The 13,681-nt window shown below is 75.3% G+C and carries 13 protein-coding genes; 7 read left to right on the top strand and 6 right to left on the bottom strand.

Annotation, left to right across the window (positions count from 1 at the left end; all coding sequences use genetic code 11):
- Positions 1-18: 18 nt before the first annotated feature.
- The gene (locus tag CS2_RS04615) at positions 19-1,290 is read left to right on the top strand and encodes an MFS transporter (protein ID WP_070319072.1); all 1,272 of its coding nucleotides are present in this window, start codon (positions 19-21) and stop codon (positions 1,288-1,290) included.
- Between the two features lie 103 nt (positions 1,291-1,393).
- Here the strand turns inward: CS2_RS04615 and CS2_RS04620 are convergent, their stop codons facing one another.
- The 3 genes from CS2_RS04620 to CS2_RS04630 all read right to left on the bottom strand — a co-directional run bounded on the left by CS2_RS04620 (position 1,394) and on the right by CS2_RS04630 (position 4,122).
- Entirely contained in the window at positions 1,394-2,419 is a 1,026-nt protein-coding gene (locus CS2_RS04620; protein ID WP_070319073.1) for an AAA family ATPase, read from the bottom strand.
- A 75-nt stretch (positions 2,420-2,494) separates the two neighbouring features.
- Positions 2,495-3,268 (bottom strand): HAD-IIA family hydrolase, encoded by a 774-nt coding sequence (locus tag CS2_RS04625; RefSeq protein WP_046529208.1) that lies wholly within the window; start codon positions 3,266-3,268, stop codon positions 2,495-2,497.
- Positions 3,265-4,122 carry a VTT domain-containing protein gene (locus CS2_RS04630; RefSeq protein ID WP_046529207.1) on the bottom strand — a complete coding sequence of 286 codons (858 nt, stop codon included), beginning with the start codon at positions 4,120-4,122 and terminating at the stop codon, positions 3,265-3,267. Before CS2_RS04630 ends, CS2_RS04625 begins: the two co-directional genes overlap by 4 nt.
- Before the next feature lie 66 nt (positions 4,123-4,188).
- Here CS2_RS04630 and CS2_RS04635 point away from each other — a divergent pair, with 66 nt between their 5' ends.
- The 3 genes from CS2_RS04635 to fbaA all read left to right on the top strand — a co-directional run bounded on the left by CS2_RS04635 (position 4,189) and on the right by fbaA (position 6,998).
- Entirely contained in the window at positions 4,189-5,172 is a 984-nt protein-coding gene (locus CS2_RS04635) for a DUF368 domain-containing protein (protein WP_082739882.1), read from the top strand.
- Positions 5,169-5,843 (top strand): TrmH family RNA methyltransferase, encoded by a 675-nt coding sequence (locus tag CS2_RS04640; RefSeq protein ID WP_070319083.1) that lies wholly within the window; start codon positions 5,169-5,171, stop codon positions 5,841-5,843. Before CS2_RS04635 ends, CS2_RS04640 begins: the two co-directional genes overlap by 4 nt.
- 84 nt (positions 5,844-5,927) lie before the next feature.
- A complete protein-coding gene (gene fbaA / locus CS2_RS04645) occupies positions 5,928-6,998 on the top strand; it encodes a class II fructose-bisphosphate aldolase (protein ID WP_255430545.1) in 1,071 nt (356 codons plus the stop codon).
- A 99-nt stretch (positions 6,999-7,097) separates the two neighbouring features.
- Here the strand turns inward: fbaA and CS2_RS04650 are convergent, their stop codons facing one another.
- Positions 7,098-7,526 carry an STAS domain-containing protein gene (locus CS2_RS04650; protein WP_046529205.1) on the bottom strand — a complete coding sequence of 143 codons (429 nt, stop codon included), beginning with the start codon at positions 7,524-7,526 and terminating at the stop codon, positions 7,098-7,100.
- Between the two features lie 83 nt (positions 7,527-7,609).
- Between CS2_RS04650 and CS2_RS04655 the strand changes: the two genes are divergently transcribed.
- Complete coding sequence (locus tag CS2_RS04655) at positions 7,610-9,766, top strand: ATP-binding SpoIIE family protein phosphatase (protein ID WP_070319085.1); 2,157 nt, start codon at positions 7,610-7,612, stop codon at positions 9,764-9,766.
- 57 nt (positions 9,767-9,823) lie between these two features.
- Here the strand turns inward: CS2_RS04655 and CS2_RS04660 are convergent, their stop codons facing one another.
- Complete coding sequence (locus CS2_RS04660; RefSeq protein ID WP_070319074.1) at positions 9,824-10,192, bottom strand: STAS domain-containing protein; 369 nt, start codon at positions 10,190-10,192, stop codon at positions 9,824-9,826.
- A 120-nt stretch (positions 10,193-10,312) separates the two neighbouring features.
- On the opposite strand from CS2_RS04660, the gene CS2_RS04665 reads away from it, so the two are divergent.
- On the top strand, positions 10,313-10,729 hold the full coding sequence (locus tag CS2_RS04665) for a DUF3151 family protein (RefSeq protein ID WP_070319075.1): 417 nt from the start codon (positions 10,313-10,315) through the stop codon (positions 10,727-10,729).
- Between the two features lie 223 nt (positions 10,730-10,952).
- Positions 10,953-12,239 carry an adenylosuccinate synthase gene (locus tag CS2_RS04670; protein WP_070319076.1) on the top strand — a complete coding sequence of 429 codons (1,287 nt, stop codon included), beginning with the start codon at positions 10,953-10,955 and terminating at the stop codon, positions 12,237-12,239.
- A gap of 81 nt (positions 12,240-12,320) precedes the next feature.
- Here the strand turns inward: CS2_RS04670 and CS2_RS04675 are convergent.
- Positions 12,321-13,681, bottom strand: a 1,361-nt coding sequence (locus CS2_RS04675) for an MFS transporter (RefSeq protein ID WP_070319077.1), incomplete at its 5' end; no start/stop codon positions are given.

The following is a 13,681-nucleotide window of genomic DNA, read 5'->3' on the forward strand; positions in this document are numbered from 1 at the left end:
CGAGAAAGCCGGACGACGATGTCCACCACCCTCCCCGCCGGCGGCGCGACCGCGCCGTCGCCCGCCACCCTCACGCGCGGCGGCCACGCGCGCCTCGTCACGGCGCTCGTGCTCGGCGCCGTGCTCTGGATCGGCCCCTACGTCGCGAGCATCACGGTGCTGCTGCCCGCGCGCCTCGACCAGATCGCCCCCGACAGCAAGGTCCAGGTCGTCGCGACCCTGTCGATCGTCGGGTCGGTCGTCGCGCTGCTCGCCAACATCCTGTTCGGCGCGCTGTCCGACCTCACCCGGTCGCGCCTCGGCAAGCGCACCCCCTGGATGGTGCTCGGGTCGGTCACGACCTGCCTGCTGCTCCTGCTGCTGTCGCGGGCCGAATCCGTCACCGCGCTCGTCGTGACGTGGTGCGTGTGCCAGCTGTTCCTCAACGCGATCGTCGCGCCCCTGGTCGCGGTGATCCCCGACCGCGTGCCCGAGCGGCAGCGCGGCACGTACTCCGCCGTGTACGGCGTCGGCATGATGGTCGGGATGGCCGGCGCCAACGTCGTCGCGTCCCGGTTCGTCACCGACCCCGCGACCGGGTTCCGGCTCATGGGGTTCGCGATCCTGCTGGCGGGCCCCGTGCTCGCGCTGCTCGCGCCCGACCGGTCGAACGCCGGCGAGCCGCGGCCCGCGTTCTCGCGCGCGGTGCTGCTCGACAACTTCTCGTTCCCGCGGCGGGGCGCGCGCGACTTCTACCTCGCGATGTCCGGCAAGCTGCTGTTCGTCCTCGCGATGTTCTCGATCACGGGCTACCAGCTGTACATCTTCACCGACCACCTCGGCATGGACGCCGACGGCGCGGGCGGCATGATCGCGACGATGGCGCTCGTGCAGCTCGTGCTGTCCCTCGTGTGCGGGGCGGTCGCGGGGCCCGTGTCCGACCGGCTCGGCCGGCGCAAGGTCCTCGTCGTGGGGGCGACCGTGCTCATGGCCGTCGGCCTGCTCGTGCCGTTCGTGTGGCCCGTGCCCGCCGCGATGATCGTGTTCGCCGCGATCAGCCTCGGCGTCGCGTCGGGCGTCTTCAACTCGGTCGACCAGGCGCTCAACTACGACGTGCTGCCGAACCCCGAGGCGGCCGCCAAGGACCTCGGCATCCTCAACATGGCCAACACCGGCGGGCAGATCCTCGGACCGGTGCTCATGGGCGCGGTCGTCGGCGTGACGGGCGGCTACGGCGCAGGCTTCCCGGTCGCCGCGGTCGTGGCCCTCGTCGGCGCCGTGCTCATCCTGCGGATCCGCTCGGCGCGCTGAACCCGACGACGCCCGCGCCGCACCGTGACGGTGCCGCGCGGGCGTCGTGCTGCGCGGGTGCGGTGCGCGCCGCACCGCGGCGCCGCGTCGGCAGGGCCGGGCGTCAGGACGAGAAGGCCGCGATGTGCGCGTCGGACGGCGCGGTGTGCCGGTCCGGCGCCAGCAGCGACGGCAGCCGGTGCAGCAGCGGGTCGACGAGCCCGCGCCGCGGGTCGAGCGCGTGCGCGTGCTCGAGCCGCTCGAGCAGCACGCCCACCTCGCACGTCGTGAGCCCCAGGGTCGTGGCGAGCGCCGCGGGCTCGACGAACCGGTCGGTCGTCGCGCAGACCGCCGCGAGCAGCCGGTCGAGCGGGCAGCGCTCCTCGCCGCGGCACACGTCGTGGTGCAGACCGGCCGCGACCCGCTCGACGAACGCCGGGCCGACGTCGCCCAGGTCGCGGTGCTCGGCGATCGCGCGCGGCAGGCCGCCGTGGCGCAGGAAGGCGGCGCGCACCCCCGCGGCGTCCGCCGCGGGGTCCGCGGTGACGAGCTCGGCGAACGTCGCGGGGCGCAGGTGGAGCACCTGCACGGCTCCGCACGGCGTCGCGGCGCGCAGCGCCGCGAGGTCCGCGGGGTCGAGCACCGACGTGGTCGCGAGGACCTGGTGCCCGCGGCGGCACGCCTCGGCGACCGCAGCCGGCCACCGGGGCACCGTGCCGACCTCGTCGACCACGAGCACCCGGGCGCCGTCGCACGCCGGCGCGCCCGTGCGGGTCGGCAGCCGGAGCACGGCGGCGACGTCGACGCCGCCCATGCGGCGCGGCCGGTCGTCCTCGTCGAGGTGCTCGACCGGCACGAGCACGACGCGGCGCGGGTCGACGGCCGGGTCGGCCACGAGGTGCGCGACGACGTCCTTGACGGCCGTCGTCTTGCCGACGCCGCGCGGCCCGACCACGAGCGTCACGGTGCCCGGGCGCGGCCCGGCCGCGAGGTCCGCGAGCACCGCGCGGGCCGTCGCGGTCGCGAGCGGCCACTCGTGCGCGTCGCGCGTCGTCAGCTCGGGGTCGTCGAGCACCCAGGACGCGCGGCGGCGGCGCGACCACCAGGGGTTGGTCGCGCGCAGCACCTGGGCGAGCTCGTTGTTGCGCACACCTCAGCGTGCGCCCTCGTCAGAGCCCCGACGAGGGACGAACGGCCTCGCCGGGCCGTGGTACGGGCGTGCGCGTCAGACCATCTCGAGCAGGTCCTGGACGGAGTCCAGCACCTGGGTGGGGCGGAACGGGAACCGCTCGACGTCGGTCGCGCGCGTCGAGCCCGTGAGCACGAGGTAGGTGCGCAGCCCGGCCTCGATGCCCGCGATCACGTCGGTGTCCATGCGGTCGCCCACCATGACAGTCGTCTCGGAGTGCGCGTCGATCCGGTTGAGCGCCGAGCGGATCATCATCGGGTTCGGCTTGCCCACGAAGTACGGCTTGCGGCCGGTGGCCGCCGAGATCATCGCGGCGACGGCGCCGGTCGCGGGCAGGTCGCCCTCGGCGCTCGGGCCCGTGACGTCGGGGTTCGTCGCGATGAAGCGCGCGCCGCCCTGGATGAGGCGGATGGCCTGCGTGATCGCCTCGAACGAGTACGTGCGCGTCTCGCCCAGCACGACGAAGTCCGGGCGCGCGGCGGTGAGCGTGTAGCCGGCCTCGTACAGCGCGGTCGTGAGGCCCGCCTCGCCGATGACGTACGCCGAGCCGCCGGGCATCTGGTCGGTGAGGAACTGCGCGGTCGCGAGCGCCGACGTCCAGATGGCCTGCTCCGGCACGTCGATGCCCGTCGCGGCCAGGCGCGCCCGCAGGTCGCGCGGCGTGTAGATCGAGTTGTTCGTGAGGATGAGGAACGGGCGCTCCGCGGCCTGCAGCGCGCCCACGAACTCGGCGGCGCCCGGCAGCGCGTGGTTCTCGTGCACGAGCACGCCGTCCATGTCGGACAGCCACGAGCGGATCTCGCGCGTCATCGCGCACCCCGCCCGGCGTCGTCGCCCGGCAGGTCGACGACCTCGGTGCCCGCCTGCCCGGCGACGGGCTCGGTGGCCGCGTGGCCGAAGACCTCGCGCTCGACCGCGGCGCGCTCGACCGGCTCGTCGTACGCCGTGTCGCGGCCCTCGACCGTCTCGCCGGCCTTCTCCTTGCGGCGCGCGCGCCACAGCTCGAACGCCACGGGCAGCAGCGACGCGAGCACGATGACGACGAGCAGCGCCTCGATGTTGTCCTTGATGAACGTGACGTTGCCCAGCAGGTAGCCCAGGAGCGTCACGCCGACGCCCCACAGCAGGGCACCGACCACGTTGAACGACACGAAGTGCCGGTAGCTCATCTTGCCGACGCCCGCCGCGACCGGGGCGTACGTGCGCACGAACGGCACGAAGCGCGCCACGATGATCGTCCGGCCGCCGTACCTGTCGAAGTACGCGTACGTCTGGTCGATGTACTTCTGCTTGAAGAACCGCGAGTCGGGGCGGCTGAACACGCGCGGGCCCAGCTTGCGGCCGATCGCGTACGCGACCTGGTCGCCCGCGAACGCCGCGAGGAACAGCATCAGGCACAGCACCCAGATGTTGAGCTGGAGCGAGTCCTGCGCGACCAGCGCGCCCGCCGTGAACAGCAGCGAGTCGCCCGGCAGGAACGGGAACAGCAGCCCGGTCTCGATGAACACGACGGCCGTGATGCCGATCAGCGCGGCGGTGCCGAACGACGCGATGAGGTGGTCGGCCTGCAGGAAGTCCGGACCGAGCGCCGGCAGCGGGCCGCCGGCCAGCAGCGGCGCCACGTCGGTGGTCAGTGCGGCGGCGAGCGCCGACGTCGTCAACATGGCCCTCAGCCTACGGCGCGGGACGTCGCCGGACGGCGCCCCGAAGCGCCTGGTTAGGGTGGAGCGGTGGCTCATGACGCGACCTCCCCGGCCGACGCCCCCACCACCTCGACCCTCGCGGCACCGCGCACGACGTGGTCCCGTGCCCCCCTGCACGCCGCCCGCGGCGGGCTCATCGGCGCCGCCGAGTCCGTGCCCGGCATCTCGGGCGGCACCGTCGCGCTCGTCGTCGGCCTGTACGACGAGCTGATCGCCGCGGCCGCGCACGTCGTGCACGCGGGCCGCGCGTTCGTCGTCGGCGTCGTGCGCCGCCGCGGCACCGCCGAGGCGACCGTCGCGCTGCGGCGCGTCGACTGGCGCCTCGTGCTGCCCGTGCTCGCGGGCATGGCCGTCGTGCTCGTGCTGTCGCTGCGCACGCTCGCGCCGCTCCTGGAGAGCCACCCCGTGCCGACCCGCGCCGTGTTCGCCGGCATGATCGCGGCGTCGGTCGCCGTGCCGCTCGGCATGATGCCGTCGCGGCCGCGCGTGCAGGACGGCGCCTACGCGCTGGTCGCGGCCGTCGCGGCGTTCCTGCTCACGGGTCTGCCGCCCGTCGCGATCGAGGAGCCGTCGCTCTGGTACGTCGTGCTGGGCGCCGCGATCGCGATCAACGCGCTCGTCGTGCCGGGCCTGTCGGGCTCGGCGCTGCTCGTGGTGCTCGGGCTGTACGTGCCCGTGCAGGCCGCGCTCGACGGCCGCGACGCCGCGTTCGTCGGCGCGTTCGCGCTCGGGGCCGTGCTCGGGTTCGCGGCGTTCGTGCGCACGCTGCAGTGGCTGCTGCACGAGCGTCGCCAGGTCACCATGGCCGTCGTCACGGGCCTCATGGTGGGCTCGCTGCGCGCGCTGTGGCCGTGGCAGGACGACGACCGCGGGCTGCTCGCGCCGCAGCAGGGCGACGTCGGCCAGGTCGTGCTGCTGGCCGCCACCGGCGCTGTCGTGGTCGGCGCGCTCGTCGCGTGGGAGCGGCGGCGCGCCGCCCGCGCGCGGGCCGCGGCCGACACGGCGTCGTGACGCACGAGCCCGCCGCACCCGACGGGACGCCGTCGGACCCCGCACCCGCCGAGGTGGGGGTCGGGCCGTGGCCCGGCGGGCCCGACGCGTGGCCCGACGACCCGCGGTACGACCCCGAGCTGCTCGCGCACGGCGACCGTCGCAACGTCGTCGACCGCTACCGGTACTGGACCGTCGAGGCGATCGTCGCCGACCTCGACACGCGCCGCCACGCGTTCCACGTCGCGATCGAGAACTGGGCGCACGACCTCAACATCGGGTCCGTGGTCCGCACCGCCAACGCGTTCAACGCCGCGGGCGTGCACGTCGTGGGTCGGCGCCGGTGGAACCGCCGCGGCGCGATGGTCACCGACCGCTACCTGCACGTGCACCACCACCCCGACGCGGCCGCGCTCGCGGACTGGGCGGCGCACGCCGGTCCGGGCGGGTCGCGGCTGCCTCTCGTCGGCGTCGACAACGTCCCGGGGTCGGTGCCGCTCGAGGGGTTCGCGCTGCCGCGCGCGTGCGTGCTCGTGCTGGGGCAGGAGTCGACCGGCCTGACCCGGGAGGCGCAGGACGCGTGCGACGTCGTCGTGCACGTCACGCAGCACGGCAGCACGCGCTCGCTCAACGCCGGGGCCGCCGCCGCGATCGTCATGCACGCGTGGGCCGTGCAGCACGTGCCCCGCTGAGCGGCCCCGTGCAGCCCCGGGCGGCCCCGTGCGGCACCGGGACGAGGGTCCCGGTGGACGTCCCGGACGGCGGGTGCCCCGGTGGTGGCAGACTCAGGTCGTACCGCTCCCCGACTCTTCAGGAGAACAGCGATGCCCATCGCCACCCCCGAGGTCTACGCCGAGATGATCGACCGGGCGAAGGCCGGCAAGTTCGCCTACCCCGCCGTCAACATCACGTCGTCCCAGACCGTCACCGCCGCCATCCAGGGCTTCGCGGAGGCCGAGTCGGACGGCATCATCCAGGTGTCGGTCGGCGGCGCCGAGTACGCGTCGGGCTCGACGATCAAGAACCGCGTGTCCGGCACGCTCGCGCTCGCGGCGTACGCGACCGAGGTCGCCAAGCACTACGGCGTCACGATCGCGCTGCACACCGACCACTGCGTCAAGAAGAACCTCGACTCGTGGGTCCGCCCGCTGCTGGCGCTCGAGGCCGAGCAGGTCAAGCGCGGCGAGAACCCGACGTTCCAGTCGCACATGTTCGACGGCTCGGACATCCCGCTCGACGAGAACCTCGTCATCGCGGCCGAGCTGCTCGAGCTCTCGCAGGCGGCCCGCACGATCCTCGAGATCGAGGTCGGCGTCGTCGGTGGCGAGGAGGACGGCCACGAGGCCGAGATCAACGAGAAGCTCTACACGACGGCCGAGGACGGCCTGAAGACCGTCGAGGCGCTCGGCGCGGGCGAGAAGGGCCGCTACCTGACGGCCCTCACGTTCGGCAACGTGCACGGCGTGTACAAGCCGGGTGCGGTCAAGCTGCGCCCGTCGATCCTCGCGGACATCCAGCGCGAGGTCGGCGCGAAGATCGGCAAGGAGTCGCCGTTCGACCTCGTCTTCCACGGCGGGTCGGGCTCGACGGCCGCGGAGATCGCCGAGGCGGTCGACAACGGCGTCATCAAGATGAACATCGACACCGACACGCAGTACGCGTTCACGCGTCCCGTCGTCGCGCACATGTTCACCAACTACGACGGCGTCCTCAAGGTCGACGGCGAGGTCGGCAACAAGAAGGCCTACGACCCGCGCGCCTGGGGCAAGCTGGCCGAGGCTGGCATGGCCGCGCGCATCGTCGAGGCGTGCCAGCAGCTGCGCTCGGCGGGCACCCGGATCTCCTGACCCGGAGCCGCCACGCGGACGGCCCCGACCCCCTGCGGGGGGTCGGGGCCGTCCTGCGTCGCGGGTGCGGCCGCGCCCGTGGTGCGAAGGGGGTCGGCGTCAGGCCGGTGGGTCGACCGGCTCGAACGGCGCGGCGTCGTCCTCGTCGACGACGTCGAGCAGCTCGCCGATCCGCGTGACCTCGAGCAGGAACCGCACGGTGGGCGGCACGCGCAGCAGCCGCACGCGGTGCTCGCTGCGGATCGACAGCCGCGCGAGGAACGCGACGCCCGACGAGTCCATGAACGTCACGTGGTGCGCGTCCACCTCGATCGGCAGGCCGCGCTGCTCCGCCTCGGCCGTGGCCTCCTGCAGCTCCGGGCCCAGGTCGGCGTCGACCTCGCCCGAGAGCACGATGCGCGTGCGGTCCGTGCCGACGATGACCTGCACCGCGCCGGGCTCGCCGGCCGTCGCGGGGGCGGCCTCCGGGGCCGTCGCCTCCGTCGTGGCGGCGTCCTCGCCTGCGGAAGGGCTGTTACCGTCTCGCACGATGCTCCTTCCGAGCGCCGGGGGGCTCGCCGAGGTGGCCGAGCGGTTCGTCCGTTCGGCACGCTAGACGATCGGAGGTGGTGATGGTCAACTCCCACGCCATCGGGCCGGCGGTCGAGCGTACGTCGTCGGCGCGTCGGCGGCGCGTCGCGCACCCGGCGCCGCAGGTGGGCCCCGGTGCGCTCGGCGCGGCGGCGGCCGCGACCCCCGTGCCGCTCGCGCTGCTGCACGCCGCGGACGACGCGCTGCACGTCGCGTGGGTCAACGACGCGCTCGCGCGTGCCGTCGGCTACGCCGCCGACGACGTCGTCGGCGTCGACGTGCTGACCGACCCGCGCGTGCGCCCGGCGGACCGGGCCGCGGCCCGCGCCGTGGCCGCGGCGGGCGCGTCGTCGTACGACGTCGTGCTGCGCCGCGCCGACGGCGTGCACGTGCACTGCGTCGCCCACCTGGCGCCCGTGGACGGCGCCGACGTGCCCGACGGCACGCTCGTCGCCGCCGTGCAGGACCTCACGGCGGAGCTCACCGCGCATGCCGAGCAGCAGGCGATCGTCGCGCACGAGCGCCGCGAGCGCCGCAGCCTCGCGCTCATCGCGCGCGTCTCCGACCTGCTCATGGACGTCGACGAGCCGCAGGGGCTGCGCGAGATCGCGGCGCTGCTGGAGTCGCAGGTGGTCGCGACCGCGGCGTTCTTCCTGTCCGAGAAGGGCCTGTGGGCGGCCGACGGGCTCGAGCAGTACCACGCGAGCCCCCGGCACCCGGCGCTGCCCGGGCGGCCGCCCTCGCGCTGCCCGCACGACCCGGTCGCGACGCTGCTCGCGGGCGGCGGCGACGAGCCCGTCGAGCTCGACCTGTCCGCCGAGCACGCCGAGGGCTCGTACGCGCGCTGGCTCGCCGAGCGGCTCGGCGGCGAGGGTCTCGACCCGCGCGTGGTCGTGCAGCCCGTGCCCGGGCGCCGGCGCACGGTCGGCCTGCTCGTCGTGCGGCCGCGCACCGGGTCCGGGCTCGCGGGCCTCGACGGCGCCGACCGGACCGTCGTCGAGCTCGTCGCGCGCCGCGTCGGCCTGTCGATCGACAACGTGCGCCTCTACGACCGCGAGCACCGGCTCGCCGAGACCCTGCAGCGCGCGATGCTCCCCGAGCAGGCCGAGGTCGAGGGCCTCGACGTGTGGACGTACTACTCGCCCAACGCCGACGACGCGCAGGTCGGGGGCGACTGGTACGACGTCCTGCAGGTCGACCCGACCACGGTGGGGGTCGTCATCGGCGACGTCGTGGGCCACGACGTCGAGGCGGCCGCGACCATGGGCCAGCTGCGCTCGGTGGTGCGCTCGTACGCGTTCGACAACACGACGCCCGGTCCGGTGCTCGAGCGGGTCGACCAGCTCTTCGCCGGCATGCGGATCCCGCGCGCCGCGAGCCTCGTGCTCGCGACGCTGCGCCGCGCCGACGCGGGCGCCTGGACGCTGCAGTTCTCGCGCGCCGGGCACCTGCCGCTCCTGCACGTGCGCGACGGGCACGCGCAGCACCTGCTGGGCCGCGGCGGCCCGCTCGTCGGGTTCGGCGGCGGGCCGCGCGCGACCGACGAGGTCGCGCTCGCACCCGGCGACGTCGTGGTGTTCTACACCGACGGCCTCGTCGAGCGCCGCGACCGCAGCCTGCGCGACGGCCTGACGGTCCTCGAGTCGGTCGCCGCCGCCGTGACGGCGCGCGACGCCGCGGGCATCGGCGAGGACCTGCTGTCGCGCCTCGCGGACCACCCCGAGGACGACGTCGCCGTCGTGGTGGTGCGCGTGCCGGCGCTCGACGAGCACCTCGGCGGCGCCGTCAGCCCGCGCCGCCGCCGCTGGGCGCTGCCCGGCGAGCCCGCGTCGATCGGCCGCGCGCGGCACGCCGTGGTGCGCACGTGCGAGGCGTGGGAGATCGACGACGCCTCCAACGCCGAGCTCGTGGTGTCCGAGCTGGTCGCGAACGCGGTCCTGCACGGCTGGGGCCACGTCGCGCTGCAGCTGCACGACACGGGCGACGGCCTGCGCATCGAGGTCGAGGACGCCAACCCGACGCCGCCCGTGACGACCGACGGCCACCCGGGCCGCGTGGGCGGGTACGGCATGCAGATCGTCGAGCGGCTGGCCGACTGGGGCTGGCGGCAGTCGCGCGGCGGCAAGGTCGTGTGGGCCAAGATCCGCCCGGGCGCGCTGCCCGCGTCGGCGTCCGAGGCGCCGCGTCGCGACGCCTGACGCCGCGGGGCGCGGTCAGAGCGGGCGGTCCGCAGACGCGTCCCGCGGGGCGGGACGTCAGGCGGGGGCGGGGGCGCCTGCGGGGCTGTCGGCCTGCGCGCCGGCGTCGAGCTCGCAGCGGTGGTCGGGGTCGATGCGGAACAGCTCGAGCGCACCGCAGATCTCGAGCACGAACAGGTCGCGGTCCGCGGCGCCGCGCAGCACGGTCGCGCCGCCCCGGCGGCGGCCCGCGTCGGCGAGCGAGATGAGGAACGCCGCGCCCGTGGAGTCCATGAACGTCACGCGGCACATGTCGATGACCAGGAGCTGGCGTCGCAGCCCGACCACGCGGGCCGTCACCTCGGGGAACTGCTCGCGCTCGGCGAGGTCGAGGTCGCCGGCGACCACCAGCGTCGTGGTGGTGGACGACGTCGCGATCTCGATCATGAACGTCCCTGGGCTGCGGGGCCGCGCGGCGGCGGGCGGGCTGCTGGTCGGTCGTTCGACTGTAGCCGCGGGCAACGGCCCCCGCGACCGGGGTGGGGCCCGCGGTGCGAGACTGGCGCCATGAGCCACGAGAACCTCCTGGGCGGTCCCGCGCCCACGCTGCTGCCCGCCGACGGCGCCGACGCGACGGCCCGCGCGACCCTCGCGACGGGCGTCGACGCGCGCGCCGCGGTGCCCGCCGCGCCCGCGTCGTCGCTGCTGTGGGCGCTGCTCGCGGAGCAGTCGGACGACGCCGTGGCGGCGTACGCGTACGCCCGGACCGGCTACCACCGGGGGCTCGACGCGCTGCGCCGCGCGGGCTGGCGCGGGCAGGGCCCGGTGCCGGTCGCGCACGAGCCGAACCAGGGCTTCCTGCGCGCGCTGCTCGCGCTCGCCGAGGCCGCCGCCGCGATCGGCGAGGACGACGAGGCCGCGCGCTGCCGGCAGTTCCTCGCGGACTGCGGCACGTCCGCCGGCGAGGTCGCCGCGCTGCGCTGACGCCGTGACGCGTGCCGTGCCCGGCCGCGCGGAGCGGGACGGTGCGGTGCGTCGCGGTGCCGGGCGGCGGGACGCCCCGCGGTCGTGTCCCCGCGCTCCGGTACCCTTCCGGGTGGTACGCGTCACCTGCCGCGCGTGCTCGGGTCACCCGCGCCGCGAGCCCGCTCGCGCCCGTCTGCGGGGCGGAGCCGCATCGCTGGGCAGCGGGAAGTGGTGATCGCACATGCCGGCCGTCGTGGTGCTCGGAGCCCAGTGGGGCGACGAGGGCAAGGGCAAGGCGACCGACCAGCTCGGTGGGCGCACCGACGTCGTCGTGAAGTTCAACGGCGGCAACAACGCCGGCCACACCGTGGTCATCGAGGGCGAGAAGTACGCGCTGCACCTGCTGCCGTCGGGCATCCTCACGCCGGGCGTCGTCCCGGTGATCGGCAACGGCGTCGTCGTCGACGTCGAGGTGCTGTTCGAGGAGATCGACGCGCTCGAGGCGCGCGGCGTCGACACCTCGCGCCTGCTGGTGTCGTCCGCCGCGCACGTCATCGCGCCGTACAACCGCACGATGGACAAGGTCACCGAGCGGTTCCTCGGCAAGCGCCGCATCGGCACGACGGGCCGCGGCATCGGTCCGACGTACGCCGACAAGATCAACCGCATCGGCATCCGCGTGCAGGACCTGTTCGACGAGGGCATCCTGCGGCAGAAGGTCGAGGGCGCCCTCGACCAGAAGAACCACCTGCTGGTGAAGATCTACAACCGCCGCGCGATCACGGTCGACGAGACCGTCGAGGACCTGCTGCGCCACGCCGAGCGCCTGCGCCCGTACGTCGCGGACACGCCGCAGTTCCTCAACCACGCGCTCGACGAGGGCAAGACCCTCGTGTTCGAGGCCGGCCAGGCGACCATGCTCGACGTCGACCACGGCACGTACCCGTTCGTGACGTCGTCGGCGTGCACCGCGGGCGGCGCCTGCACGGGCTCGGGCGTGGGGCCCACGCGCATCGACCGGGTCGTCGCGGTCGCCAAGGCGTACACGACGCGCGTCGGCGAGGGACCGTTCCCGACCGAGCTGCTCGACGCCGACGGCGAGTGGCTGCGCCAGACCGGCGGCGAGTACGGCACGACCACGGGTCGTCCGCGCCGCACCGGCTGGTACGACGCGGTCGTGGTGCGGTACGCGTCGCTCGTGAACGGCCTGACCGACCTCGTGGTCACCAAGCTCGACACGCTCACGGGGCGCGACCGCATCCCGGTCTGCGTCGCGTACGACGTCGACGGCCGCCGCGTCGAGGACATGCCGATCGACCAGACCGACTTCCACCACGCGAGGCCCGTCTACGAGTACCTCGACGGCTGGACCGAGGACATCTCGCAGGCGCGGCACGTCGACGACCTGCCGGTCGCGGCCCAGCGGTACCTGCAGTTCCTCGAGGACGTGTCGGGCACGCGCGTGTCGTCGATCGGCGTCGGCCCGGGCCGTGAGGCGATCATCGTCCGGCACGAGCTGCTGGGCTGAGCCGCCGGGCACGGTCCGGTGGGCCGGGACCCGTGACCGCCCCGGGAGCCGCGCGACCGCGGCTCCCGGGGCGGTGCCCGTTCAGCCCTCGACCGGGGCGGGGGCGGGCAGCTCGTGCGCGTCGACGTCGCGCTGCCGCAGCAGGGCCGCCGCGGCGGCCACGGCGACCACGCTGAGCGCGGTCGCGCCGAGCAGGACCGGGGCGAGCCCGTGGCGCGTCGCGAGGACGCCCGCGACGAGCGCACCGGCGGGCATGAGGCCGTAGCCGAGCGTGCGGGCGGCGCCGGCGACGCGGCCCAGCAGGTGCGCCGGGACGAGGCGCTGGCGGACGGTCTCGCTGATGACGTTGCCGACGGTGCTGAGCAGGCCGAGCAGCACGAGGACGACGGCGAGCGGCGCGACGCGCGGGACGAGCACGGGCACCGCGAGCAGCGAGAACGCGAGCGCCCAGCAGGTCACCATGAGGCGCACCTCGCCGACGCGGCGCACGAGCGGCTCGCCGAGCACGGACCCGGCGACCGCGCCGACGGCGATGCCGAGCGTGAGCAGCGGGTAGGTCTGCTCGGTCATGCCGACGGCCGAGCCGGGCCCGACGACCCACAGCACGAAGACCGCGAAGTAGGCGGCGCTGCACATGTTGAGCACCGCGCCGGTGAGCACGACGACGCGCAGCACGCGGTGCCGCGTGACGAACCGCAGGCCCTCGCGCACGTCGGACCAGGCGCTCGTGCGGCGCGCGGCGGCGTCGGGGGAGGCGGCCCCGTCGGCGGTCGTCGCGGGTGTGGTCGGGGCGGGCGTGGCGGGTGCGGTGCGGCGGTAGCGGCCGGGCACGTGGCGCCACAGCACGAGCGCGCCCGCGACGGCGAGCGCGGCGGGCACGCCGAGCACCCAGCCGGTGCCGAGCGTGAGCAGCGCGCCGGCGACGGGCGCGCCGAGGAAGGCGTTGGCGACCTGCTGCACGGCCATGACGCGGCCGTTGGCGGCGGCCAGGCGCTCGCGCGGGACGAGGTCGGGGACGATCGCGCCGGCGGCGAGGTCGACGACGACCTCGGTGACGCCGTAGGCGAGCACGAGGCCGACGAGCAGAGGCAGCGTGAGCGCGTCGGTCGCGGCGAGCCAGCCGCCGACCGCGAGCAGCGCGGCGCGCGCGGCGAGGCCGGCGATCTGCAGGCGGCGCCGGTCGCCGCGGTCGACGAGGACCCCGGCGGTGAGACCGAGCACGAGCCAGGGCAGCCAGGTCGCGGCGGACAGCAGCGCGATCTTGTCGGGGGAGCGCGTGAGGCCGAGCGCGACGAGCGGCACGCCGACGGCGACGATCCCGTCGCCGAGGTTGGCGGCGCCGGTCGCGGTGAGCAGCGCGGCGAAGCGCCGGCCGAGCGGGCGGGGTGCGTCGGGGGTGGCGTCGGTCGCCGGCTCGGGGGTGGGCGGCGGCGGGGCGGGGG

This window comes from Cellulomonas iranensis NBRC 101100 = JCM 18110, assembly GCF_001552375.1.
GTDB lineage: Bacteria > Actinomycetota > Actinomycetes > Actinomycetales > Cellulomonadaceae > Cellulomonas > Cellulomonas iranensis.